Here is a 23,844-nt window from a genome sequence, read left to right as displayed (position 1 = left end):
TCAGAAGATTGGCAGGATATCTCCTTCCGATCTTTTTTTGAATTCTTTTTATAGTCTTTTGTGTGATTATAAGTACAGTTGTGACAACTGTTTGATCAATCCAGGATTTTAGAAGGATTCCAATATATTCAACCGGGACTAATGGCGTAAAATGGCGTGTAATTAACAAAATTATGTAGTAAAACTCCAAAAGTTATATTATTCTTTATTTACAACAAGATGGCAACAGATTTCGATATAAATGGAAGCCCTTACAAGAAAAAAGGAGGGTAAGATGAAAAAAACATTATATGTTGTTACAGCCGTTCTTAGCATTTCGATGGTATTTTCCGGAGAAGAACTTGTAAATGCCGCTAATGAAAAGCTTACTTTTTCAACAATTGTGCAAAAGAAAGAACTGGGTATGGCAGCCAACAATGCTTATCCATTTACTTGGGACAATCCCGGGCCTTCATCTCCAGTGCTACAAACCGGCTCGGTACGATCAGCTGGAATGGTCACTCAGCCTTTACGTGAAATCGATCGTTTGATAAAAGATGCGATTGAGCAAAAAACAATGCCTGGTGCCGTCGTTTATGCTGCACGTCAAGGCGTTACTGTGAAACATGACGCATACGGATATGCGGCTCGTTATAAAGATGATCAATTTACAGAGATAGACGAGAAAAATCCTATGAAGAAAGACACCATTTTTGACCTGGCGTCGATTAGCAAGGTATTTACGACAACGGCTGCTATGAAGCTTTATGAGCAGGGAAAATTCGACTTGGATGATCCAGTAGCCCATTATATCCCCGAGTTTTCACAAAACGGCAAATCAACTGTCACAATTAGACAACTCATGACCCATACCTCAGGTTTTGTCTCATGGATTCCTCTATACAAAATGGGTAAAAACCGTGAAGACCGGATACAAGTTGTTTTTTCGCAGCCTTTACAAAACGAGCCTGGCACCCATTATACATACAGTGATCTTAACATGATAACCCTCGGTGCCCTTGTTGAAAGATTATCTGGAAAACGGTTGGACGAGTATATAAAAGAAACCATTACAAAACCTCTCAAAATGAATGATACGATGTATAATCCGCCAGCATCCTTAAAGGAGCGGATCGCAGCTACAGAATATCAGCCAACGCTGGGACGCGATCTTGTCTGGGGTGAAGTGCATGATGAAAACGCTTGGTCGCTTGATGGTGTTGCCGGTCATGCAGGTGTTTTTTCAACTGCAGCAGATCTGGCGAAATTCGCCCACATGTTTTTGCAGGAAGGAAAATATGGCCGTACAAGAATTCTTCAGCCCGAAACAGTCAAGCTCTTGAACGAAAACCAGAATGCAGCTTTTGAAGGAGACGATCACGGCTTAGGATGGGAACTGCAACAAGGCTGGTATATGGATGCTTTAACGGGAAGCAGTACACTTGGGCATACTGGATACACAGGTACCTCCATTGTAGTAAGCCCGGCAAATGATACGATAGCGATTTTACTAACAAATCGTGTTCACCCCTCACGTAACACAGTATCTACAAACCCAACGAGAAGAATGCTTGCTCGTCAGGTTGCAGATTCGATCCCTGTTGCAACTCCTGGCAGAAAACCAGCGTGGTTCTCGGGGTATGGAGATAACCTTAAAAGACAGCTTGTGCTGGAAACAGAACTAAAGCAAGGTGCAGAGTTATCGTTTAAAACGTGGTATAGAATCGAAGCAGAATCTGATTATGGCGATATAGAGATTTCAACAGATGGAAAACATTGGACACAAGCTAGCACATCGGTTACAGGAAGCAGCGGAAAGTGGCTCTCACAATCGTTTTCAATACCGGCAAGCACCAAATTTATCCGTTTTACTTACAAAACAGATAAATCTATTAACGGAAGGGGCTGGTATATCGCGGATGTAAAGCTATCGAGCAAAAATGGCAAAGTTACCCCCAAAGTCGATAATGAGGGGTGGATTCTTCGAAATTATTAGCACACCGAGTTTCTTTTAATTTTTGCAAAAAATCTGTTTAAGAAAGTATGTTTTACTGAATTTTCCCAAGGAGGTTGCATAATGATCGATTTGCGAAAAACATTTGCCATTCCTTTCCTTATCGCGGGATTGTTGTTTACTCAGTTGTTTGCCACAGCTAAATCGGAGGAAGTAAAGGCGGAACGCAATCAAGGAAACACTGATGTAATAATCTACCAGAACCTTCCTGAAATAGATTCGGAGATGAAAGATGGTCAAACTTCATTAAAGGTTCTCCGTATTCATGAACAGGGTCATTTTAGTGAGGTAACCGAGGGACTAACATGGAAATCAGCGAATAAAAATGTCGCCCGCGTTGATGAAAATGGAAAGGTTACACTTACCGGAAAAAGCGGAAGAACGTTCATTACGGTAAGGGATGGAGCAGCCTCCGACCGAATTGGGATAGAGGTTAAAGGTGATTCAGTGCCTAAGAAAAAGGGCAAGCCTGGAAAGCCAGCCAGCGAAGTAAGTATCGTCAAACAAAAAGGAATACGCTATAACATCATTGAAAAAGCGATCGATGGGCTAACGGTAGAAGAAAAAGTTGGCCAGATGCTCATGCCCGATTTCCGAACGTACAATGGAAAAAACGTTACTGAAATGTTGCCTGAAATTGATGCGTTAGTGAAAAAGTATCACCTTGGCGGAGTCATCCTATTCCGGGAAAATGTCGACACAACCGAACAGACAGCAAGACTTGTTGCCGATTATCAAGATTCGTCTGAGAAGTTCGGTATACTGCTGTCAATTGACCAGGAAGGCGGCATTGTAACCCGACTGCAGTCCGGTACCGATTTCCCCGGAAACATGGCGCTTGGAGCAACAAGGTCAGAGGAAATTACCAGAAAGGTTGGCAATGCAATAGGCGAGGAACTCAATTCCCTTGGCATTAATACGAATTTTGCTCCTGTCTTTGATGTGAATAATAACCCGGACAATCCGGTTATAGGTGTTCGCTCATTTGGTGAAGATCCAGAACTTGTCGCAAAATTTGGTGTGGCTTATACACAAGGGTTACAAGAAAGTGGGGTTTCTGCAACAGCCAAGCATTTTCCGGGCCATGGTGACACCGCTGTTGACTCACACCTTGGTCTTCCAGAGGTACCTCATGATAAAGAACGTCTAAAGGAAGTAGAATTATATCCGTTTCAAAAAGCAATGGACGCAGGCATTGACGCGATCATGACTGCACACGTCACTTTCCCCAAAATTGATGATACTAAAGCGATCTCGAAAAAGGATGGTACAGAGATAGCTGTTCCAGCGACGTTATCCTACAAAGTGTTAACTGAATTAATGCGTGAGGAAATGGGCTTTGATGGTGTCATAACAACCGACGCTCTCAATATGAATGCCATCGCTGATCACTTTGGAGCAGTAGATGCCGCGATTCGTGCGGTAAAAGCAGGCTCGGACCTTGTTTTAATGCCGGTCGGTCTTGAGGCTGTTGCGGAAGGCTTGTTAAAGACTGTAAAAACCGGAGAGATCCCGGAGGAGAGAATCAATGCTTCTGTGAAACGCATTTTAACCCTGAAGGTAAAACGGGGAATCTTCAAATCGGAATCATCGATTGACAATGAAAAGAAAATGGAAAATGCACGGCAGGTTGTCGGATCTGAGCAACACAAACAGGTTGAAAGAGAAGCCGCTGAGCGCTCGATTACGTTAGTGAAAAATGATAACGCATTGCCTCTTAATTTAGACGATACTGAGAAAGTGGTCGTAGTCGGCAATACGTATCTGGATCCGCTTGCCCAGTCTGTCCAAAGTCATCACAGCAATACCACCGTTATGAAGGCAAGCAACGTTCTGGCAGGCGATCAGCTAGACGAATTAAAGTCAGCATCAGCCGTAATTATCGGCACATATACATTCAATGTTTCCGGCAGGGCTTCTGACAGTGCTCAAATGAAAATGGTCAATCAGATTATCGAAGAGGTCGAGGCGCCCGTAATTGCGCTTGGAATACGTAATCCATATGACATTATGGCCTTTCCAAAAGTGGATGCATATCTGGCGCAGTATAGTTTTAGAACAGCAAGCTTTGAAGCATCTGCAAAAACGATTTTCGGAAAAAATAATCCGACCGGAAAACTGCCTGTAACGATTCCAGGCAATAATGGCAATGCACTTTATCCATTCGGACACGGCTTAAGTTACTAATTTACAAGGCGCTTACGCCTTTCTTCCTTTATAGGAAACTATAGATTGAATTTTAAGTGGATAGCTTAGTTTTGGTTATCTGCATCCAGCTCCAGCGCCTAGCCCCGACGCACAGGACGTGCTAGTGTCGACGATGCCACAGGACGTGGCGGTTTTTAGTCGACGTTCCTTTATTCAAGGCGCTTGCGCTTTTGTCCTTAGGAGGGAAAATAATGAAACGATGGCTGTTTAGCATATTCATTCTTGTACTCTTCCTTTCATTCCTGTCTGTCGCGATGGCAAATGATACTCGAGGGAAAAGTCAAGGAAAGGGAAAGGCGCCGAAAAAATTTGAACTTGGAGTCGAAGTGTTGCTTGATGAACAGAAGGATCTCATTAAAGGGAAGCGAGTCGGCTTAATTACAAATCCGACCGGTGTCGACCAAGAGCTAAATAGTATCGTTGATAAACTGCATGAGGATCAGGACATAAATCTTGTCGCGCTGTACGGACCTGAACACGGAGTCCGTGGAAGCGCCCAGGCTGGGGAATATGTTCCATTCTATACGGATAAAGAAACCGGACTTCCTGTTTACAGTTTGTATGGACAAACGAAAAAGCCGACTCCGGAAATGCTTGAGGGAGTCGATGTGCTTCTATTTGATATCCAGGACGTTGGAACTCGCTTCTATACCTATATCTATACGATGGCCTACGCCATGGAAGCAGCGAAAGAAAATAATATTCCATTTATTGTGCTCGACCGACCGAATCCGCTTGGGGGAGCAAAGGTGGAGGGGCCAGTTCTCGATCCTGACTATTCTTCCTTTGTCGGCATGTATCCGATTCCGCTGCGTCACGGCATGACCGTAGGTGAATTGGCACTATACTTTAATAAGGAGTTTGGGATTGGTGCGGATCTTACTGTTGTTGAAATGAACGGATGGAAACGAAATATGTACTACGATGACACACCGCTCGAGTGGGTGCTCCCTTCACCGAACATGCCTACATTAGATTCGGGACTCGTATACCCGGGAGCTGCGTTGATAGAAGGTACAAACGTATCCGAAGGCAGAGGAACCACAAAGCCGTTTGAATTAATAGGTGCACCATTTATTAATAGCACAGAATTAGCGAAAAAGCTGAACGAAGAGAAGCTTCCAGGTGTCACGTTTAGAGCGGCAAGCTTCACGCCAGCCTTCTCTAAGCATACGGGTAAACTTTCGAACGGCATACAAATTCACATTACAGATCGGAATGCATATAAACCGGTGGAAACTGGGTTAATAATCGTAAAGGCGATTCTTGATCTATATCCGGATGCATTCGAATTTCGTGCAGAGGATAGCAAGGGAACTTCCTTCTTCGACTTATTGATTGGCAACGGCTGGGTCAGAGATGCCATTGAGGAAGGGAAATCTGTAGACGAAATAAAGAGAACGTGGCAACCTGGTCTGGAGGAGTTTATACAAAAGAGAGAAAAATACCTTCTTTACTAATCGGGTCGCAAATACGGTAGTAATAAATCTAAATTCCGAGATAATAAATCCAAATCCAAAGATCATTCGGTAGTAACAAGAAAACAGCGCCCGCCAGGCGCTGTTTCTTGTTTAGTTGCTATAAGTTGAAATAGTCAGTTCCTATTCCGGTTAAAGTTTTGCCGTCTGTTTTTTATATAAGCGCTTAATAGAATTTATGAGCCATTACTGAAATTTAAGAGCTATTGTCCAGGTTTAAGAGCTATGGCCGAAATTTATGAGCGATGTCATGAATTAGCCGGCTGTCATTGCCATTTTTTATAGAAGGGGCCTGTATCTTAGCGTAGATAGCGGTCCATTTTTACTCTTATGAGCGCTTAATAGAATTTATGAGCCATTACTGAAATTTAAGAGCTATTGTCCAGGTTTAAGAGCTATGGCCGAAATTTATGAGCGATGCCATGAATTAGCCGGCTGTCATTGCCATTTTTTATAGAAGGGGCCTGTATTTTAGCATAGATAGCGGTCCATTTTTACTCTTATAAGCGCTTAATAGAATTTATGAGCCATTACTGAAATTTAAGAGCTATTGTCCAGATTTATGAGCTCAAGCAAAATATCAGATTTGTTTCCGAAATCTCAAAGTTGAGACTAATCCTATTTCGCCGCTTTCCGAAATCCTTCCGAGATAAAGTCTGCTGCAAATACGAGAATGATATAGCAGATGAGCAGCAGCGTAATTTCAGTGTAGTGGAAGTAGCTGAGGCTCAGTTTGAATTGCTGTCCCAGCCCGCCGGCTCCGACAAATCCAACAACGATGGAGGTTCTCATGATCACCTCGCCGCGATAAAGGATGTAAGTGAGAAATTTCGGCATGACGGTTGGAATGATTCCATAGAAAAGGATTTGGGCGTTGGAAGCTCCGCTTGAGGCCAGGTTTCGTATCGGCCTCGCATCCGTATCTTCAATGACCTCCGCGCAAAGCTTTCCGAGAATCCCAAAATTATGAAGGGCCAGCGCAACTGCTCCCGGCAGAATGCCTGGTTTTAGGATAAAAACGATAACCATTGCCCAGACAAGTTCAGGAATCGCACGGGAAAAAATATAGATGACACGGAAAAAACCGAACAAAATCCAGCGATACCAACGTTTTGAAACGGTTAACGTTCCATCCGCGATGTTGCGTGCGGCGGGGATGACGGTAAGCAAGGCGGCAATGGTCGCAAAGCCAATGGCCATGACACTCATTTGCAACGTTTCATAGGTAAGCTTCCCTGCATTTATCCAAGCCTCTTTATCAGTAAAAGCAGGCTTTTCTTCCTGAAGGCCGAATAGTCCGGAGAAAAATTTTTTCGCATATTCAGCATTCTGCTCATTGAAAAGAGTAAAAAAGTTGGCTCTTTCCGCATAGAAAATATGTCCCCAGGAACCTGCAAGCAGGGCTAATGCCAACAGAATAGAAAAAGCTACAAATGAAAAACGGCGTTTTTTTGAAGGGATTTTTATTTTACTCATCATAGCACCAATCGCTTTCGCAGGGAGTTGCTCCAGGCATCGATCAGGACAACAATCGCAATCAGAAAGAAGAGAAATGTCCATACTTCATCATAATGGAGATCTGCAAGCGAAAGCTGAATTTGATAACCCAGGCCTCCAAGCCCGACAAAGCTCATGATGGCTGATGAACGGATCGAGCATTCAAAACGGTACATCGTATAGCTAATCATGTTGGAACGGATAAGAGGCAGGTATCCATACATCAGACAGTGCAGACGGGAAGCACCGGCCGCACGAAGAGCCTGGATTGGTTCTCCGGGAACGTCATTTAACATATCCGCAAAGATCCTGCCTAGAATGCCGCCGTATGGAATGCCGAGGGCAAATATAGCTGCATAAGGGGACAGCCCGATGACGGCGACAAATAAAAGCGCCCAGACGAGTTCGTGAATCGCTCTGATTATTGCCAGTACTGCCCTGGAAAAACCAGCCGTAACGATTCGAACAGGACGGGAGGATACTAAGACACCGGAACCTAAGACCCCTAAGACAAAAGCGATAATAAGGGCGACTGTCATGCCTGTCACCGCGTATACAACCGTAACCCACGAGGATTCTACCGCCAGTTCCAATATATCGGGAGAAAGATCGGGTTTGATCAATCCTTCCAGTATTTGTACGGTAGTAGCCCATCCGCCAGCGTGAAGCAGGTCACGGCTCCAGGTAACGGAAAAAAGGCTCCAGATAAAGGCCGCAAGGAGGACGAGCGTTAAACTTAAGCGTTTATGAAGATAAAGGGGAGACAGAAGTTGTTTCATCTAAAGAGCCATCTCCTTTAATAAGTAAAGCTCAGCCAAATGTTCTTTCGTGATTTCACTAGTTGGCAAATCAAAAAAAACTTCTCCGTCGCGGAGGGCTATAATCCTGGAAAAATATTTTTTGGCGTACTCGACAGAATGGAGGCTCATGACAAGCGTCTGGCCTTCTTCTTTAACTAGTTTAGTCAGCATTGCCAGGACATCTTCTGCTCGCGCAGGATCCAATGAAGCAACAGGCTCATCAGCAAGGATTACTGCAGGACTTTGTACGAGAAGGCGGGCTAAGGCGACACGCTGCTGTTCTCCTCCTGAAAGCTTGGAGGTTTGATCGTATAGCTTGTCCAAAAGGCCGACGCGATTCAATGCATTCGCTGCAAGTTGTTTATCCTGCGGCAGAAACAGCGAGAGCATCGATTTAAAAAATCCCCATTCACCAAGTCTCCCTGCCAGAACATTCTGGATAACGGGGAGAGAGGCAATCAGATCAAACTGCTGGCGGATGACGCCGATTTTTTTTGCAAGTTCTTTTCTTTTTTTATAATGCTGGATGGGAACACCGTCTAAAAGGTAAGTTCCTGTGTTAGGAGCAGTGATTCCCGCCAGCGTATTCAACAACGTTGATTTTCCTGCACCACTTGGTCCGATCAGCGCAACCATTTCCCCTTTTTTTACATGAAAAGAGAGGGAAGATAGTGCTATCTTCCGCTCGAATTGTTTGGTTATATTATTTAATTCGATAAGAGGCATTTCTTTAACACCTTCTATTTAATGATCTCGAGTTCTTTTGCAACTTCTTCAATTTCTTTATAGTTTTCATTTTTTGTTTCGATAAATGAATCTGTTTGGAATAAGTCGAGGAATTCTTTCAAATCTGCATCGTCTTTATTGACTGCAAGAATGGCTTCCTTCATATTATCCTTTGTGCCTTTTCCAAACTTATCATCCACTTTGTTGATTGTCCAGTGGTAGTCATAGTAGGACGGAGTTTTATAAACAACTTTGACTTTGTTTAAGTCCACCTTTTTTTCTGCTACTGCCGCTTCCCATACAGATTCATTCAGTACGCCGGCTTTAAAGGCCCCAGACTCAACCAGCTTATATGTTTTATCATGTGATCCAGAGTAGTTAGGCTGCCCATCAAAGTCCTTGTCAGGGTTGATTCCTGCCTTTTCCATGAAATAACGCGGCATTAGGTGGCCAGAGGTTGAGCTTTCGCTGCCGAATGTGAAATTAAGTCCTTTTAGATCGTCTAGTTGATCTGCTTTGACATCTTTTTGGGCAATAAAGATAGAATGGAATTCTTTATCGATAGGCCGTTGAGCGATTGCATCTGCTTCAGGTACAAGATTCCGTGCCTGAACGCCTGTCAAACCACCGAACCAGGCCATGTCGATTTCACCGCGTTCAAATGCTGTCACAAGTGCTGCATAATCGACTGATGGAACATATTCGACCTTTAATCCAGTTTCTTTGCTAAAGTACTTGGCAAGTACATCCATACTCCTGCTTAAATCTGCAGCATTTTGGTCAGGGAGCGCCCCGATTTTAAAAATCTTTTCTTCCTTTTTATCTGAGGAGCTACCATTAGTGGAATTATCGTCCGATGAACATCCAGCAATAAGTGCAAAGGTTAGCATAAACAATCCAATAAAAAACTTCTTCAATTCCGTCAGTCTCCTTCGTTTAAATGATAATGACTATTAGATTTTACACCTATTATGAAAATTTACAATGAGTAAGACTTCCTAATAGATGAATTAAACGAATTTGTCAACTATTCGAATGAATTTCCTCTTGATGTATTGGAAGATTTGTTACCGGAAACGAATGGGCTGTCTGTGACCCAAAACCTCCAAGGGTAATCTTTTGCTTCGCCAGAATTGCCAATGCCGATCCGCGGACCAGAGGATATTGTATCAGGGATCTTTCCTGCTGCAATCCACAATGGCGGTTCGCAGCAAGTATGTCCATAATCCGCCATTGTAATGCCGAGTGCTTTTGTCAGCTTACCGGGCCCATTGGTCAATTTCCGCAGCTCTGACATTCCCCGCCGTTCCTGCATCAGCGGGATGCCCCGATAAGGTTCAACCGCTCTGATCAATATCGCCTCGGGCTTTTCTGTTTCTCCGCTGACGATATTCACTAATGTATGGGTATGCATGACATAAGTATAGATATGCCCGGCCTCGCCAAACATGACTTCCGTCCGCTTGGTCCGTCTATTGCCGAAGCTGTGTGCAGCCCTGTCTTCAGGGCCGATATAAGCTTCTGTTTCCACAATATATCCGGATGCGGTTCCTTCAGAGGTTTGTTTGATAAGGAGGCGGCCAAGCAGTGCCTGGGCAAGCTCTAATGGCGGAATTCGGAAAAACTCTAAAGGAAGAGGCTGGCAATTAAAATGTTCCTGTTGAAGATTCTTTGGCATAGCATTTACCTCCTTCTCATAATTCTTCTATAATCTAAACTTCCCCTTACTGGTTCAATTAAACGAATTTACTCGCGGAAAAGTAAATAAATAGGGTTTATACAATAAGCATTCGTTGAAAGTTTGGGCGGATGCTTTTTCTATTGTTTCATACAGAGCCTGATTAATAATTGGATAGTTGGATAACCTATCCTTACATGTTAATGTTATTGTTTTCACAATGGAGTGACTTCTTTAGGGCGTAGGAGTAGTTTCGCAGTATACAAACAGAAAGGATCATTTTCCATGAAAAAATGGTTTCGCAACAAATATAATCAACAAGTTCAATCCTCGAAAAAAATGTCTCATACAAACTATGATCAACAAGACCAATCGCTTTTTGCACTAATAAACCAATTCAAACAATCAGGTGATTTTGTCCATTTTTATAATCCGCAATCCCCTCAACCATTTTGGATCTCATATTTTAGCTCCTTGATCGATGTGGAGATTTTGCATCGAGATATTCTCCCGTATCTGAATACAATAAAACTCTCTTCATTGGAAGAGTTACGTGGAGCGCTTCCTATTGAAAACATTGTTATCACAAGTGATCTGGAAATCATTCAAAAGGAGTTATTCAAAGGATTCGTTCTTATTCAATTCAATGAAGAGGATTCGGCATGTGCCCTTGTTCGCGGAGAAATAAAGAAGGTACGTGAGTTGACGATTGCAGAAGAGGAATATAGTGTTGTCGGTCCAAAAGAAGGTTTTGTGGAATCCTTAGCTACGAATTTAAATTTAGTTCGAAAACGATTGCCCGTTTCACAATTATTAGTGAAAAAAATGGAGATGGGAAAACTTTCGAAAACAGAAGTGGCTGTTTTATACCTCGAAGGAATTGCGAATGAGGAAAACGTCAATACCGTTTTACAGCGTCTTCAGAAACTGGAATTTGATCAAATTATCGATAGTTCTGTTATTGCTGAATTGATTGCTGATAATGGGAACTCTGTCTTTCCGCAATTAATGGATACAGAGCGGCCCGATCGTGTGGCTGGCGTTCTAGGGGAAGGAAAAGTGGTTATTTTAGTCGATGGTTCTCCTCATGCCCTGATTGGGCCGATTAATGTCGTGAATTTTTTTAGTGCTTTTGAAGATTATTACATGAATTGGCAAATGGCTTCAGCCTTTAGAGTCATTCGTCTGTTTGCCGTTATCTTCTCCGTACTGGTCACCCCGATTTACGTGGCAATTGTAACCTATCACTATCAATTAATCCCGAAAGATTTAATGGTTACCTTGGTTACTTCAAGAAGAATGGTTCCTTTGCCGCCGATTCTTGAAGCGCTTGTCATGGAGTTAACGATTGAATTGCTTCGTGAGGCCGGTGCAAGGCTCCCGACAAAAGTTGGAACTACCATCGGGATCGTAGGCGGTATCGTCATCGGAACGGCAGCCGTTGAAGCAGGGGTCACGAGTAATATTTTGCTGATTATCACAGCACTCGCTGCGCTTGCTGCCTTTACGACACCGATTTACAGGATGAGCAGCACGATCCGGTTAATTCGCTTTCCATTTCTTCTATTCGCACAACTGTGGGGACTGTTGGGAATTGCTGTTGCATTTATCTTTTTGACCACGCATCTATTACGCTTAACTTCCCTTGGAAGACCGTATCTAGAACCAATTTATCCTCCGCGTCTTGGTGATTTGAAGGATGCATTCATTCGTCTTCCCTTTTCCTGGCAATCAAAACGGCCCATGTTTTTACAGGCGGAAAGCCAGAAGCGTTTTGTAAAAAAACAAGCAAAGGAAAAAAGGGATATTGATGAATAACAGTCCGCAGATAGTGGGAGGCATTTTATGAAAACCCCAATTAAAGAGCAGTTTCTTGTTGCACCTTTTCTTGTTTTTTTTCTCGTTCACAGTACGCAATTAGGTGTTGGAGTTTTGAGTTTCCAACGGGATATTGCCGAGTTTGCCGGTCAGGATTCTTGGATTACTGTTATCGTATCGGGAATCATTGTCCATGTCTTAATTTGGATGATATATACGATATTGAACAAGGAAAAGAGTAGCCTTATCGTCATTCATCAAAATGTGTTTGGAAAATGGCTCGGTGGTCTGATAAATATCCTGTTTATCCTCCACTTTCTTGTAATCAGCATCGTCGTATTACGGACGTTTATAGAAGTTGTTCAGGTCTGGATGTTTCCTTCACTGAGAACATTGCCGCTTGCTTTAGTTTATTTATGCAGTGTTTACTATGTTGTTTCAAGCGGTTTTCGCACTGTTACCGGGGTCTGTTTTATAGGGGTAATCTTCTCTTTGTTTTTGATCGTTACTTTTTTAGCGCCATGGGAATTTTCCACTTTACGGAACTTATTGCCTGTATATGATCATTCATTTAAAGAAATGGCCAACTCCATAAAAGAAATGACGTTTCCTTTTATAGGATTTGAATTTTTATTAATGTATTATCCTTTTATTCAAAAGCCGAAAACATCACAAAAATGGGCTCATTATGGAAATTTAGCCACAATGGCGATTTATCTTATTCTCATGTTAACGGCATTGGTTTATTTTGAACAAGAGCATTTACTAAGGACATCCTGGCCTACATTAACGATGTGGAAGATCATCAATTTCTCCTTTTTGGAACGGTTTGAATTGATAGGGATTGCATTTGGGGCAGTAGTGGTTTTTCCAAAGATGTGCTTGGTTTTATGGGCTGCAAGCCGGGCCACGAAGGAATTGTTTAAAGTCAGGCAGATAAAAATACTTGTTTTCCTGTTATCGATTTGTCTTATTGGAAGCTGCATCCTCAAGGACCGAGACAGTATAGACCTATTACAAAAATTTGTATCAATGGTTGGATTTTATCTGTCTATTGTTTATATCCCTATCCTATTTCTCATTTACCATCTGCGTTTTAGAATGGGGGGCAAACGATGAAAGTAAAAGCAGTAATAATCGGCATCATAACAGTAGCTGTCATTATATATGGCAGGCAACCCACACGTATTTTGGATGAAATAAGCATGCCCACCGCTATAGGATATGATTATGCGGGGAAAAATAAAGTGAAAGTAACGTATACTTCCACCATCTACAAGCCGGATAAAAGCATGGAGACTACAACTCTCTCTGCTAAAGATGAGATAAGTAAAGAAACGCTCAGCAAAATCCAAAAAAAATCAGTCGGCTATGTCGTAACCGGCAAGTATGAGGTTATCGTCTATAGTAAAAAACTTGCAAGACATGGAATCGAAAACTATATTGACACTCTTCAGCGAGATCCTTCTATCAGTGAAAATTTATATCTAACCGTTGTGGATGATGAAGCCAAAAAGATTTTAGATAAACAGTATGGCGTTGAAGATACGGGTATGTATATATCAAAGTTGATCGAACACAATACGGAGAATGGAGTGCTGCCTAGAATGAATCTGCATTTTTTTCTGGGCGACTATTATTCCAAAGTCAGGGATCCTTTTTTACCATTACTTGAACAAGATGGTGAGGATGTTAATATAAAGGGAGTGGCCTTATTTAAGGGTGGCCGTTATGTTAAAACCCTTCGACAAGATCAGCTTTTCACCTTTAGAGCGCTTATTGAAAAAGTCACTTTAGGGAACTTTAAAGTTAAACTAAGCAGTAGTGAATATGCCTCCATCGAGGGGATAAGGACCAGACACAGATATCATGTTCGAAACGGAAAAAAAGAGCCGGAAATTGATATTGATCTATATGTGAAAGGGAATATCAGGGAATATCAGGGGAAGAAGTTAGATGAAAGAAAGTCGAAAAAAATTGAAAAAAAAGTGGAAGAAAAACTCGAAAAGCAAGCCACTTCAATGATTCGCTCTTTTCAGAAGTCTAACATTGATCCACTGGGTCTAGGAAGGCAAGTACGAAGCCGTACAAGGGATTTCAGCAATAAAAAGTGGAGGGAACAATATTCAGATGTAAAGGTCAACGTAAGGGCGAATGCCATAATAACGGAGAAGGGTGTGGTGGACGGGGAATAACAAAAGCAGGGAAGATTGTCAGGAGAAATAATAACATTTATGAAATTGTTCAATCGGCTGATTGGTTCAATATTGTCGGAAGCGGTTATGTAAAGTTTCTGCAGATGATTGTGATGCCGCTTGTTTTTATTTTATATAAAAATGAATCAGTGAAACTTGAAGCTGAAGCATAAGAAAAAGAACTCCTGCATTGTAGGAGTTCTTTTTCTTATGCTTCAGCCATTCTCAAAAATACTTTCGAAGTAAAGGTTTACAATACAATTTACATCAAAATCTTAATAATGATAATAGCTCTAAGCACTAATACTTTCACTATTCAACGCTTCCTCCACACATACATAGTTATAGCCAAGGTCGCATGCAACTGCCTCAAAGGTGATTGCGCCGTTTGCAACATTCACGCCTCGAGCTAGTGCAGCGTTATCACGGATCGCCTGGATTGCTCCTTTATTGGCAATTTGCAGGGCGTATGGTACGGTTACGTTGGTCAGGGCGATCGTCGACGTTTGCGGAACAGCACCCGGCATGTTTGCAACGGCATAATGGACTACACCATGCTTATCATATGTCGGATTGTCATGGGTGGTAATCTTGTCAACTGTTTCGAAAATGCCGCCTTGGTCAATGGCAACGTCGACAATCACGGAGCCTGGAGACATGGATTTAACCATTTCCTCTGTAATAAGCTTAGGAGCTTTTGCACCTGGGATTAATACAGCGCCGATCACAAGGTCTGATTCGGCTACAGCATGGGCGAGATTGTACGGATTTGAAATTAAAGTCGTAATTTGATTGCCAAAAATATCATCCAATTGGCGGAGACGGTCAGGACTTAAGTCGATGATCGTTACATCTGCACCGAGGCCGATGGCGATTTTCGCAGCGTTTGTGCCGACGACACCGCCGCCGATGATCGTTACCTTTCCGCGTTTTACCCCTGGTACACCGCTAAGCAGGATGCCCTTGCCGCCTTTAGGCTTTTCAAGAAACTGAGCGCCGATTTGCGCGCTCATTCGGCCGGCCACCTCGCTCATCGGTGTAAGCAGTGGGAGAGTGTGGTTGACAGCTACTGTTTCGTAGGCGATTGCCAGGACACCGCTGTCTTTTAAAGCCTGTGTTAATTTAGGCTCAGCAGCCAGATGCAGGTAAGTGAATAAGATTAATCCTTTTCGAAAATATTTAAATTCTGCCTGAATCGGTTCCTTAACTTTTAGGATCATATCTGCCCTAGTCCAAACATCGGCAGCGCTTTCAACAATTGCCGCACCTGCAGCAAGATAAGAAGCGGTTGTGAAGCTGCTTCCCGCTCCGGCATCTTTTTCAATATATACTTCATGGCCGGCGTTCACGAGAGCTATGACACCTGCTGGAGTGATTGCTACACGGTTTTCATTGTTTTTAATTTCTTTCGGTACACCAATTCGCATGATATAATACCTCCATTAATAAATTTCACCTTTGTAATAAAATTATAATGCGAAAATCAAAAATAATAATTGTGTAAAAAAGAAAAGAAAAAAAGGAGCGTTTGTGTAATTCCACAAATGCTCCTTTTTATATGATTCATTATTTGTATTCGCTTTCAAGCAAGTAATTAAATTTGTCCAGTCTCTCGAGAATCCGGCGTTTGCGATAGAGCATATGTCCAGTTTCGGCAATCTCTTGTATCATCGACCGGTTCGTGAAAGCCCCAAAAATCATCCCGGCAATCGGAACCATCTGCAATAACTTTTTCCAGCCGAACTGATCGCGATATGTGAAAACAACCTCGCGCCAGCCCTGTAATTGGGACATGATCACCTTCGTATTTTTATCCTCGTGCCGATAAAATGAAGATAGCTCATTAAGAATGGCTTCTTTTCCGACTATATCCGCAGTTGCGAATTGGAGGCACTTCACGATGAAGATTCTTTCTTCTTTCTTTTTCGGATCAAACCCATAAGCCATTGCGATATCCTGAAGGGTTTTTAGCGAAAGTCCTAATAAAACAGGGATATCAACAGCGAGTGTAAAGATACCGCCAAAACCTGTCGTGGCTCCCTGTACGGTAGCTATTTGGCTATGTTTCTTCTGTATATCTTCACAAACAGTGTCCATCACTTCGAGTGGTACTTTTTCAATATCTTCAATAACTGAAATGGTTGTATCAGCAGGAAGCCTGTCCTGCAATTTGTTTAGGATCGTTTTTTCTTTTGATAAATAGCGGCCGCCTGACTGGACGAAGCTGCCAAGTTCCTCTAGAAGGATTCCTATTTTCTTTTGAATAAACGCAGGCGTAATCTTATCCAGTAATTTGAATGGAATCCTGCCAATCCGCTCCCAGAACCATAGCCCTTTCTGGTCGTTTTCCCACTTTTCTATCTGTTGCAATTCGAATTGCAGTGTTTCTTTAGATTCCGGTATCACCAATTTGTCCACCTTTTTTATGAGAATAGTATTAATACGGAACAAACATGATCAGGTTTCCGTTTTCTTCAAAAAAATTTCGTATTGCTTTAGTTTAAAACCGAGAAACAGGGACATTTTTTGCAAGGGATCTTTCAAGTTAATCTCCCCAATATCAGTTATCCTCTTTAAGCGGTAATTTAATGTATTAACGTGAATGTGAAGCTGCTTTGCGGCTTCATTGGGATTGCAGTCTTTTTCTAAATAAACCTGCAATGTTTGCAAAAGGTCTGTCTGGTTTTTAGCATCATACGCCGTGAGCATTGAAATGGAAACATTTCCGGTTTCGGAGTATTGGCTTTTTACCAGCATATCCAGGGATTGATAGATACCAAGCTCTTTATATTGGGTCATAGTTTCAGTATCTTCGGGAAAGGCCTGCTTTATTTTTAAAGTATACAAGGCTTCCTGGTAGCTGTGCATTCCCTCCGATAACTTCTGGTAAATACCGCCGGCAGCACCTGTTATGCCACTTACATGAAACCGGGACTTCATTTGCGTAATAAAGTAAGGAACGAACTCGCTGATCGATGCTGGAAATCCTGTCGTGTTTTCAGCTCCAATTAATAAGATCAGCCGGTTGTGGTCAGTAGTGAAAAAATACGGTTTAATTTTTTGGGTGGTCGTAAGCATATAGGAAATGTAGCGCTCGACATCTCTTGTTATCTCATCGGCAAATTCGAAAACAAGTACTGAAAAAAGGGCAGGGACCTGAAGGGAAAATTGCGAAAGATGTGCCGTTATTTCCTGTTCATTCTGGTAGTGCCCGGTCAGCAATTGCCAGAAAAATTCTTCGTGGCCTTCTTCTTTCCTTTTTTTTCGCAATTGGAGCTGCAATAGTTGGTTTTTGGCTTCTTTAGCGGCCAGCTGTAAGAAATCCATGTCTTCTTCAGAAAATGGTTTATTTATCTCAAGCGCCCAGATGAAACCAAGGACTTCATCATTTTTTCGAATGGAAATCGCTGCTCTCTTGCCAAGACCGACATCCTCGATGGATTGTACCAGTATCGGTTTTTCATCTTTCAGGAGTGCCGGCAAAACGCCCTCTTTCCATAAACTGTTAATCACTTTCTCAGGAACCCTTCGCCCGATGATCGTTGAAATCCTTGCTTGATCAGTCGTTTCTCCATGTGTACTGTACGCAAGCAACCGATGATTTCCGTCTTCGACCGTAACCGGGCAGTCAAGCACTGAACTGATACGATCCGCAAACTCCATAAGATCACCGAATACGCCTTTAAAGACTTCCCTTTTTTTGGATTCCTGCATATACCAGCTCCCCTTAATCATCAATAATCGCCTTCTATTGAAAGTGTAATATACTTTGCAGTAATCAGTAAAGAAAACTCGCCGATTGGCGAGCCTGTAAAGGCGATGACAGAGGCGTAGTTGCACTTATGCAGATAAGAAAGTTTATATTTTCTTATCTGCCGAAAAAATCCTTTACGAAGGGAAAGGATTTTGTCTTTTTTTAATAAATTCTAAATTGATTTCAGAGTGGCTAAGATAATCTAGGCTATCTACATCTAGCTCCAGCGCCTAGCCAGTTTTCTTCTTTGAATTACTCCCTGAGTATCTTGCGAAAAACATGACCTTGACCTTCAGGTGATGTTTTTCGCAGCTCGAGGTCATAAGCCAATCATTTGGGAAGAAGACCGCTCCCCATACAAATGCTTGTCTTATGCTTGTCAGGGCTGAGCAAGGCGCTTCCGCTTTTGATCTTAAAAGAAAAGATTTAATAAAAAGTACATCAGGGCAGCAAAGGAGCCGGAAATAGGCAGGGTGATAAACCAAGTAATGATCATACGCTTTGCAGTACCCCACTTTACTCCTTTTATGCGGTGTGCGGAACCTACACCAAGGATAGAGGAGGAAATGACATGCGTCGTACTTACTGGTAAGTGAATGTATGTAGCGCCGAAGATAATCGCGGCACCTGTCAAGTCAGCTGCAACGCCGTTAACCGGGCGGATTTTCATGATTCCGCCGCCAACTGTCTTAATGATTTTCCATCCGCCGACAGAAGTGCCAAGGCCCATTGCCGTAGCACAGGAGAGTTGGACCCAAAATGGGATGTCGGTGCTGGTAAGCTGGCCGCTTGAAATCAAAGCCAATGTGATAATCCCCATTGCTTTCTGAGCATCGTTTGTACCGTGTGAGTAAGCCTGAAGTGCAGCGGTTGCAATCTGGATATAACGGAAACCCCGATTGGTTTTTGATAAGTTGTTATTCTTAAAAACGACTTTAAAAATGCTGTAAACGATATAACCCACTGCAAATGCCAGTAATGGAGAGATGATTAAGGCTTGAAGGATTTTAAGGAATCCACTCCAATTTAAAGATCCGAAACCAGCGGCTGCTATGGCTGCCCCTGCGATCGAACCGATGATTGCATGGGAAGAGCTGCTCGGTATGCCGTAATACCAGGTAATTAAGTTCCAGGCAATCGCAGCAACAAGGGCTGCAAGAATAACCAGGGATCCGTTGTGTAAAGTGAACGGATCGACGATATCCTTTGTGATTGTTTTGGCAACTCCTGTAAAGGTCAAGGCTCCGAGAAAGTTCATGACTGCTGCCAGGAGAATCGCATGTCTAGGTTTTAAAGCTTTTGTGGAAACCGAGGTGGCGATGGCATTGGCGGTATCATGAAATCCGTTGATGAAATCAAATGCCAGGGCCCCGATGACAATCAGTATTGTTAGAACAAATAATGTATCCATGTATGGAGGACTCCTTACGCATTTTTCATGATAATTGATTCAAGTGTATTGGCAACAGTTTGACAGCTGTCTGCAATTTCTTCCAGGTTTTCGTAGATTTCTTTATATTGAATGATACGGATCGGATCCTTCTCGACTGTAAACAGGTTTTTAATCGATTGGCGCTGTATGCCATCGCAAACTGATTCTAGATCTTTGATTCTGATTGCATTTTCACGGATGCTTAGCAACTTTTTCGAAGACAAAAGATCTACCGCCTTTTCAATCTCAAAGGCACAACTCTTAAGCGCGTCGACAAATTTCAACATATATTCATCGGCATTGATGATAGAATACATTTCGAACAGTGCTGAACTGTGTTCAAGGCCGTCCAGTACATCATCCATGCTCATTGTCAAAGCAAGAATATCTTCACGTTCGATTGGAGTGATGAAGGCGTTGTTTAATTCCTTAATGACTTCATGAACCATGTTATCGCCCTTGTGTTCATAATCCTTCATTTTTTCTGCGAATACTTTTAAATCACTGACATTATTCAGTTTATAATCAGCGAAATAATCAGCGGCCTCTTTTAAATTTTGGGCAATGCTGAAAAGCAGAATTGCAAACTTGTCCTTTTTCTTGAAAACCATTAAGAAACCCCCCAATTTTAAATACGCTGTAATGCATAGCTGTCTTCATCCAAGAACTGATATATGCATAGTATGAGCGAAACAATTGTATCGGATTCTTTTTGTTGTAGGGAAGGGATTTCGACGAAAATTTACAAAAACTTAACATTATGAATGCTGAATATTTAACAAACTACTACATTTTCTTAAAAACTATATTTATGAACTATGGAGTATGTCTTGTTTTGCTATGGTAATGCTCATCGGTAGAAATTGTCTTTTGTAAAATGCTACTATAACCAAAAGGAGGTTTTTCTTCATGATAAAAAATGTTCAGGATATAGTCACTTTACATAATGGTGTAAAAATGCCGCAGCTTGGATTCGGCGTTTTTAAGGTGGAAGGCGGCAGCCAGACTGTGGAATCTGTGAAAAAAGCTCTTGAAGTTGGCTACCGTGCCATTGATACGGCAGCAGTCTATAAAAATGAAGAAGGCGTGGGACAGGCAATAAGGGAGAGCGGTATACCCCGAGAAGACCTTTTTATTACTTCAAAAGTATGGAACAGTGATCAGGGTTATGAATCGACACTTAAAGCATATGAGGAAAGTTTGAAAAGGCTTGGTTTGGAATACTTGGATCTATATTTAATTCACTGGCCCGTAAAAGGAAAATTCAATGACACATGGAGAGCGCTCGAGAAACTTTATAAAGATGGCAAGGTGCGCTCCATTGGCGTCAGTAACTTCCATGTCCATCATTTGGAAGATTTATTTGCAAACAGTGAATTGAAGCCAGTTATTGATCAAGTGGAGCTTCACCCGCGATTGTCGCATCAAGAGCTAAGGGATTTCTGCCAAAAGCATGAAATAAAAGTGGAGGCATGGGGTCCCCTTGGGCAGGGGAAATTAATCGAAGAACCAACCCTGAAACATATTGCCGATAAACATGGCAAAACAACGGCCCAGGTATTAATTAGATGGCATCTGCAGCATGATATCGTTGTTATCCCTAAGTCGGTGACGCCATCTCGCATCGAAGAAAACGCCCAGGTGTTTGATTTCGAATTAAGCCTTGATGAGATGAATCAAATTGATTCGTTAAATCTTAACGAAAGATTTGGAGCGGATCCAGATAACTTTAATTTTTAACAAGAAAAGCGCAAGCGCCTAAAAGGAACGTCGATTAAGATCCGCCACGTCCTGTGGCAACGTCGGCACCCTGTGCGTCGGGGCTAGGCGCTGGAGCTAGACACAAATACTGTTGAAAAAGTTATACTTTCTTATTTCTGAAGTAAAAAAGGAAAAGGCTGTTCTGGCTTTTTCCTTTTTATTTTCGTTTTCAGGTTTTGATTTTTGTGGACGGGGAAAGTAATAAGTACAACGGCAAGAACACATGAACAACTAAGATAAAACTTGAAGAAGTGAAGCAAGCTGCAGTCAAAGGACAGAACAAAATTCGTGCGAATAATCACTCGATCAAAAAAAACGCTTTAATTTCATGAGTAAATGTAAAACTGCATGAAATGAAGTTTGAAGACATATAATATCCCTGAAGACGCAGCTATATAAAAACGGCTTCTATATGCCTAGAAGTGGAAAAAGTAATTATACAATTAAATAAAAAGGCATAAAAAAGACGTTTTTATTCAAGTATATTCTTAGTGGGACTGCCGTATAGAGCAGAAGAAGGTTTGACGCCAGCTTCACACTCTAAGGATTCAAAAAACAAACTTACTTACTTAGGAGGAATTAAACATGGGTTTCTTATGGTCATTAATTATTGGTGGGATTATCGGTTGGTTAGCCGGTATGATAGTTGGAAAAGACGTTCCATTTGGAATTATCGGTAATATTATTGCAGGTTTCATTGGCGCTTGGTTAGGTTCTCTAATCCTAGGCGATTGGGGTCCAGTTGTAGGTGACTTTGCAATAATCCCTGCATTAATCGGTGCAATCGTCCTTGTTTTCATCTTAAGCCTAATCTTGAAAAGCATGCGAAAAGCATCATAATAAGGTAGATCTAAACCTTCCTGGAAGCAGGAAGGTTTTATTTCTGTTATGGGAGGTGGATATCAGGAAAAATAGGCGGATTATCTAGAAATGGTGCACGGCAGACAATTGTTTCTTCTGTAATCGGATGGATGAATTCAATTTTATAAGCATGAAGCGCCTGGCGTGGATAGACAGGCTTTCCCCCATATAATGAATCCCCGGCAAGAGGGTGGCCGATGTGGCTGAAATGTACACGAATCTGATGGGTCCGCCCGCTTTCAAGAGAACATTTCGCCACTGAGAGCTTTTTCTTTGGATAGCGCCTGAGCACTTGATAATGGGTGACCGCGGTTTGGCCTGTCGGGGAAACTCGCCGTCTTGTGGCATGGTGCCGGTCCCGGCCGATTTTTTCACTTATCGTTCCTTGATTCTTTGCAAGAATGCCTTCACAAAGAGCAACATAGGTACGTTTGATTTTTCTATCCTCGAGCATTTTATCAAGCATGGATCCGGCGAGACGATTTTTCGCAAAAAGCACTGCCCCTGTGGTATCTCTATCAAGTCGGTGAATATGCTTTATCATCCCTGGGCGTCCTTCCGCGAACAGGTGGTAGGCTGCACCGTTCAGCAGTGACTGTACCTGGTCCGGTGAGGAAGGGTGGGTATCGAGTCCGGCAGGTTTATTTGCAATTAAGACATGTTCATCTTCATATAAAATAGAAATTTGCAAATCGGAAGGGTGGACCGATACTTCTATTTCTTCAGTAAAAATTGGAATCTGTATACATTCACCGGCTTTCAAGGAGGAATTCCAGGAGCGGAATTGATTGTTAACGAAAACCTCTTTGCCCATTCGCCATTCGTGGATTAACCCCTTTGGAACCTGCCAATAATCCTTAAAAATCCCTTCAATAGTAAACTGGTTCCATTTATCAGGTATCGTAACAAGCAAGAATTTTCCTCTTCTTATTGAATGAATCAATTTTCCCCCTACTTTCGACATTATTTTTGCTGTATCGACATAATAAATACTATAAGATGACTTTATCAGGAAAAATGAAGCGTGTTTTTTCCTATAAAAGGAAATAATTGCGGGTATAATTACCACCCTGTTTTTTATAGGACTTATGTTATTCTAAAAAAAAGAAATCATAAATAAACATATATATATATCTGTATAACTAAAAAGGTGGGTTTTTAGTGAAGATCGTTTTCTCTTCAACACCTGCACAGGAGCAGGAAATCGGAAATCTTGTCTCATTCTTTTACGGATCCATTTTCCCGAGATATTTTACCGAAGAAGAAATTCTTCATTTTGAACAAATAGGGGTATTACAGAACTCTGTGAGCAGCTTAACCTATTTTGGTACCCTTAAGGATGCTTTTCAAGTCATGACCTGTTTACAGGTTATCATGTCTATTCTTGAAAAAAAAGATCGCAGTAAAATCCCTCTGGAACAGAAATTTGAAGATTTGTTTGAAATCAATGCTAGAATTCTTAATGATTATGGCGTCTTTTTTCCCTTGAACTTCGATCATTTTACCCTTTTGAAAAACGAAAAGAGCGAAACTTCATATCTTTTATATGCTGAAGCGGCGAATCAATATCTTATCTAAGCCTACATAGGTTCCAATGCAAGAAAACTGACAAAAAAACGAGGCTGACTCTTCAATGAGCCAGC

At 41.9% G+C, this 23,844-nt stretch carries 20 protein-coding genes and 1 pseudogene; 10 read left to right on the top strand and 11 right to left on the bottom strand.

The annotated features are described in order from the left end of the window. The first annotated feature begins 274 nt into the window (after positions 1-274). The 3 genes from ELQ35_RS18195 to ELQ35_RS18185 all read left to right on the top strand — a co-directional run bounded on the left by ELQ35_RS18195 (position 275) and on the right by ELQ35_RS18185 (position 5,661). On the top strand, positions 275-1,975 hold the full coding sequence (locus ELQ35_RS18195; protein ID WP_126866626.1) for a serine hydrolase domain-containing protein: 1,701 nt from the start codon (positions 275-277) through the stop codon (positions 1,973-1,975). 81 nt (positions 1,976-2,056) lie between these two features. Then, positions 2,057-4,180: a glycoside hydrolase family 3 protein gene (locus ELQ35_RS18190; protein WP_126866625.1), complete on the top strand. Its 2,124-nt coding sequence runs from the start codon at positions 2,057-2,059 to the stop codon at positions 4,178-4,180. A 212-nt stretch (positions 4,181-4,392) separates the two neighbouring features. Then, complete coding sequence (locus tag ELQ35_RS18185; protein ID WP_126866624.1) at positions 4,393-5,661, top strand: exo-beta-N-acetylmuramidase NamZ family protein; 1,269 nt, start codon at positions 4,393-4,395, stop codon at positions 5,659-5,661. A gap of 636 nt (positions 5,662-6,297) precedes the next feature. Here ELQ35_RS18185 and ELQ35_RS23240 read toward each other — a convergent pair. The 5 genes from ELQ35_RS23240 to ELQ35_RS18165 all read right to left on the bottom strand — a co-directional run bounded on the left by ELQ35_RS23240 (position 6,298) and on the right by ELQ35_RS18165 (position 10,380). After that, positions 6,298-7,155 carry a PhnE/PtxC family ABC transporter permease gene (locus tag ELQ35_RS23240; RefSeq protein WP_246026127.1) on the bottom strand — a complete coding sequence of 286 codons (858 nt, stop codon included), beginning with the start codon at positions 7,153-7,155 and terminating at the stop codon, positions 6,298-6,300. After that, complete coding sequence (locus tag ELQ35_RS23235) at positions 7,155-7,955, bottom strand: PhnE/PtxC family ABC transporter permease (RefSeq protein WP_246026126.1); 801 nt, start codon at positions 7,953-7,955, stop codon at positions 7,155-7,157. Before ELQ35_RS23235 ends, ELQ35_RS23240 begins: the two co-directional genes overlap by 1 nt. Further along, positions 7,956-8,702, bottom strand: a complete 747-nt coding sequence (locus ELQ35_RS18175) for a phosphonate ABC transporter ATP-binding protein (protein WP_126866623.1) — start codon at positions 8,700-8,702, stop codon at positions 7,956-7,958. A gap of 14 nt (positions 8,703-8,716) precedes the next feature. After that, entirely contained in the window at positions 8,717-9,619 is a 903-nt protein-coding gene (locus ELQ35_RS18170; RefSeq protein WP_126866622.1) for a putative selenate ABC transporter substrate-binding protein, read from the bottom strand. A gap of 110 nt (positions 9,620-9,729) precedes the next feature. Continuing rightward, complete coding sequence (locus ELQ35_RS18165; protein ID WP_126866621.1) at positions 9,730-10,380, bottom strand: DNA-3-methyladenine glycosylase; 651 nt, start codon at positions 10,378-10,380, stop codon at positions 9,730-9,732. 285 nt (positions 10,381-10,665) lie between these two features. Here ELQ35_RS18165 and ELQ35_RS18160 point away from each other — a divergent pair, with 285 nt between their 5' ends. The 4 genes and pseudogenes from ELQ35_RS18160 to ELQ35_RS23230 all read left to right on the top strand — a co-directional run. Continuing rightward, positions 10,666-12,198, top strand: a complete 1,533-nt coding sequence (locus ELQ35_RS18160) for a spore germination protein (protein ID WP_126866620.1) — start codon at positions 10,666-10,668, stop codon at positions 12,196-12,198. A 27-nt stretch (positions 12,199-12,225) separates the two neighbouring features. Further along, complete coding sequence (locus ELQ35_RS18155) at positions 12,226-13,317, top strand: GerAB/ArcD/ProY family transporter (protein ID WP_126866619.1); 1,092 nt, start codon at positions 12,226-12,228, stop codon at positions 13,315-13,317. Next, positions 13,314-14,393, top strand: coding sequence for a Ger(x)C family spore germination protein (locus ELQ35_RS18150; RefSeq protein WP_126866618.1), 1,080 nt, complete (start codon positions 13,314-13,316; stop codon positions 14,391-14,393). Before ELQ35_RS18155 ends, ELQ35_RS18150 begins: the two co-directional genes overlap by 4 nt. 44 nt (positions 14,394-14,437) lie before the next feature. After that, positions 14,438-14,554 (top strand): annotated as a pseudogene (locus ELQ35_RS23230) (hypothetical protein); the annotation flags it as partial. Positions 14,555-14,686: 132 nt separating this feature from the next. Here the strand turns inward: ELQ35_RS23230 and ald are convergent. The 5 genes from ald to ELQ35_RS18120 all read right to left on the bottom strand — a co-directional run bounded on the left by ald (position 14,687) and on the right by ELQ35_RS18120 (position 20,190). Continuing rightward, positions 14,687-15,820 (bottom strand): alanine dehydrogenase, encoded by a 1,134-nt coding sequence (gene ald, locus ELQ35_RS18140; protein ID WP_126866616.1) that lies wholly within the window; start codon positions 15,818-15,820, stop codon positions 14,687-14,689. A 139-nt stretch (positions 15,821-15,959) separates the two neighbouring features. After that, the gene (locus ELQ35_RS18135) at positions 15,960-16,796 is read right to left on the bottom strand and encodes an EcsC family protein (RefSeq protein WP_370873483.1); all 837 of its coding nucleotides are present in this window, start codon (positions 16,794-16,796) and stop codon (positions 15,960-15,962) included. 54 nt (positions 16,797-16,850) lie between these two features. Beyond that, the gene (locus ELQ35_RS18130; RefSeq protein WP_126866614.1) at positions 16,851-18,107 is read right to left on the bottom strand and encodes a helix-turn-helix domain-containing protein; all 1,257 of its coding nucleotides are present in this window, start codon (positions 18,105-18,107) and stop codon (positions 16,851-16,853) included. Between the two features lie 452 nt (positions 18,108-18,559). Further along, positions 18,560-19,558, bottom strand: coding sequence for an inorganic phosphate transporter (locus ELQ35_RS18125; RefSeq protein ID WP_126866613.1), 999 nt, complete (start codon positions 19,556-19,558; stop codon positions 18,560-18,562). Between the two features lie 14 nt (positions 19,559-19,572). Next, positions 19,573-20,190, bottom strand: coding sequence for a DUF47 domain-containing protein (locus ELQ35_RS18120; RefSeq protein ID WP_126866612.1), 618 nt, complete (start codon positions 20,188-20,190; stop codon positions 19,573-19,575). Between the two features lie 298 nt (positions 20,191-20,488). Here ELQ35_RS18120 and ELQ35_RS18115 point away from each other — a divergent pair, with 298 nt between their 5' ends. After that, positions 20,489-21,319 (top strand): aldo/keto reductase, encoded by an 831-nt coding sequence (locus ELQ35_RS18115; protein WP_185861824.1) that lies wholly within the window; start codon positions 20,489-20,491, stop codon positions 21,317-21,319. A 606-nt stretch (positions 21,320-21,925) separates the two neighbouring features. Next, the gene (locus tag ELQ35_RS18110) at positions 21,926-22,180 is read left to right on the top strand and encodes a GlsB/YeaQ/YmgE family stress response membrane protein (protein WP_126866611.1); all 255 of its coding nucleotides are present in this window, start codon (positions 21,926-21,928) and stop codon (positions 22,178-22,180) included. A gap of 46 nt (positions 22,181-22,226) precedes the next feature. Here the strand turns inward: ELQ35_RS18110 and ELQ35_RS18105 are convergent, their stop codons facing one another. Further along, the gene (locus ELQ35_RS18105) at positions 22,227-23,114 is read right to left on the bottom strand and encodes an RluA family pseudouridine synthase (protein WP_246026125.1); all 888 of its coding nucleotides are present in this window, start codon (positions 23,112-23,114) and stop codon (positions 22,227-22,229) included. A 248-nt stretch (positions 23,115-23,362) separates the two neighbouring features. On the opposite strand from ELQ35_RS18105, the gene ELQ35_RS18100 reads away from it, so the two are divergent. After that, positions 23,363-23,779: a DUF5365 family protein gene (locus ELQ35_RS18100; RefSeq protein ID WP_126866609.1), complete on the top strand. Its 417-nt coding sequence runs from the start codon at positions 23,363-23,365 to the stop codon at positions 23,777-23,779. Positions 23,780-23,844 lie beyond the last annotated feature (65 nt).

The organism is Peribacillus cavernae (genome assembly GCF_003989135.1).
Taxonomy (GTDB): Bacteria; Bacillota; Bacilli; order Bacillales; family DSM-1321; genus Peribacillus; species Peribacillus cavernae.
Note: the sequence above shows the minus strand (reverse complement) of the source record. Positions and strands in the feature narration are given on the sequence as shown.

Excerpts from the sequence above, each read along its gene's own strand:
- ELQ35_RS23235 (WP_246026126.1), bottom strand. The coding sequence starts at position 7,955 with ATGAAACAACTTCTGTCTCCCCTTTATCTTCATAAACGCTTAAGTTTA.
- ELQ35_RS18190 (WP_126866625.1), top strand. The coding sequence starts at position 2,057 with ATGATCGATTTGCGAAAAACATTTGCCATTCCTTTCCTTATCGCGGGA.
- ELQ35_RS18165 (WP_126866621.1), bottom strand. The coding sequence starts at position 10,380 with ATGCCAAAGAATCTTCAACAGGAACATTTTAATTGCCAGCCTCTTCCT.
- ELQ35_RS18160 (WP_126866620.1), top strand. The coding sequence starts at position 10,666 with ATGAAAAAATGGTTTCGCAACAAATATAATCAACAAGTTCAATCCTCG.
- ELQ35_RS18150 (WP_126866618.1), top strand. The coding sequence starts at position 13,314 with ATGAAAGTAAAAGCAGTAATAATCGGCATCATAACAGTAGCTGTCATT.
- ELQ35_RS18130 (WP_126866614.1), bottom strand. The coding sequence starts at position 18,107 with ATGCAGGAATCCAAAAAAAGGGAAGTCTTTAAAGGCGTATTCGGTGAT.
- ELQ35_RS18185 (WP_126866624.1), top strand. The coding sequence starts at position 4,393 with ATGAAACGATGGCTGTTTAGCATATTCATTCTTGTACTCTTCCTTTCA.
- ELQ35_RS18125 (WP_126866613.1), bottom strand. The coding sequence starts at position 19,558 with ATGGATACATTATTTGTTCTAACAATACTGATTGTCATCGGGGCCCTG.
- ELQ35_RS18155 (WP_126866619.1), top strand. The coding sequence starts at position 12,226 with ATGAAAACCCCAATTAAAGAGCAGTTTCTTGTTGCACCTTTTCTTGTT.
- ELQ35_RS18195 (WP_126866626.1), top strand. The coding sequence starts at position 275 with ATGAAAAAAACATTATATGTTGTTACAGCCGTTCTTAGCATTTCGATG.
- ELQ35_RS18175 (WP_126866623.1), bottom strand. The coding sequence starts at position 8,702 with ATGCCTCTTATCGAATTAAATAATATAACCAAACAATTCGAGCGGAAG.
- ELQ35_RS18110 (WP_126866611.1), top strand. The coding sequence starts at position 21,926 with ATGGGTTTCTTATGGTCATTAATTATTGGTGGGATTATCGGTTGGTTA.
- ELQ35_RS18120 (WP_126866612.1), bottom strand. The coding sequence starts at position 20,190 with ATGGTTTTCAAGAAAAAGGACAAGTTTGCAATTCTGCTTTTCAGCATT.
- ELQ35_RS23240 (WP_246026127.1), bottom strand. The coding sequence starts at position 7,155 with ATGAGTAAAATAAAAATCCCTTCAAAAAAACGCCGTTTTTCATTTGTA.
- ELQ35_RS18115 (WP_185861824.1), top strand. The coding sequence starts at position 20,489 with ATGATAAAAAATGTTCAGGATATAGTCACTTTACATAATGGTGTAAAA.
- ald (WP_126866616.1), bottom strand. The coding sequence starts at position 15,820 with ATGCGAATTGGTGTACCGAAAGAAATTAAAAACAATGAAAACCGTGTA.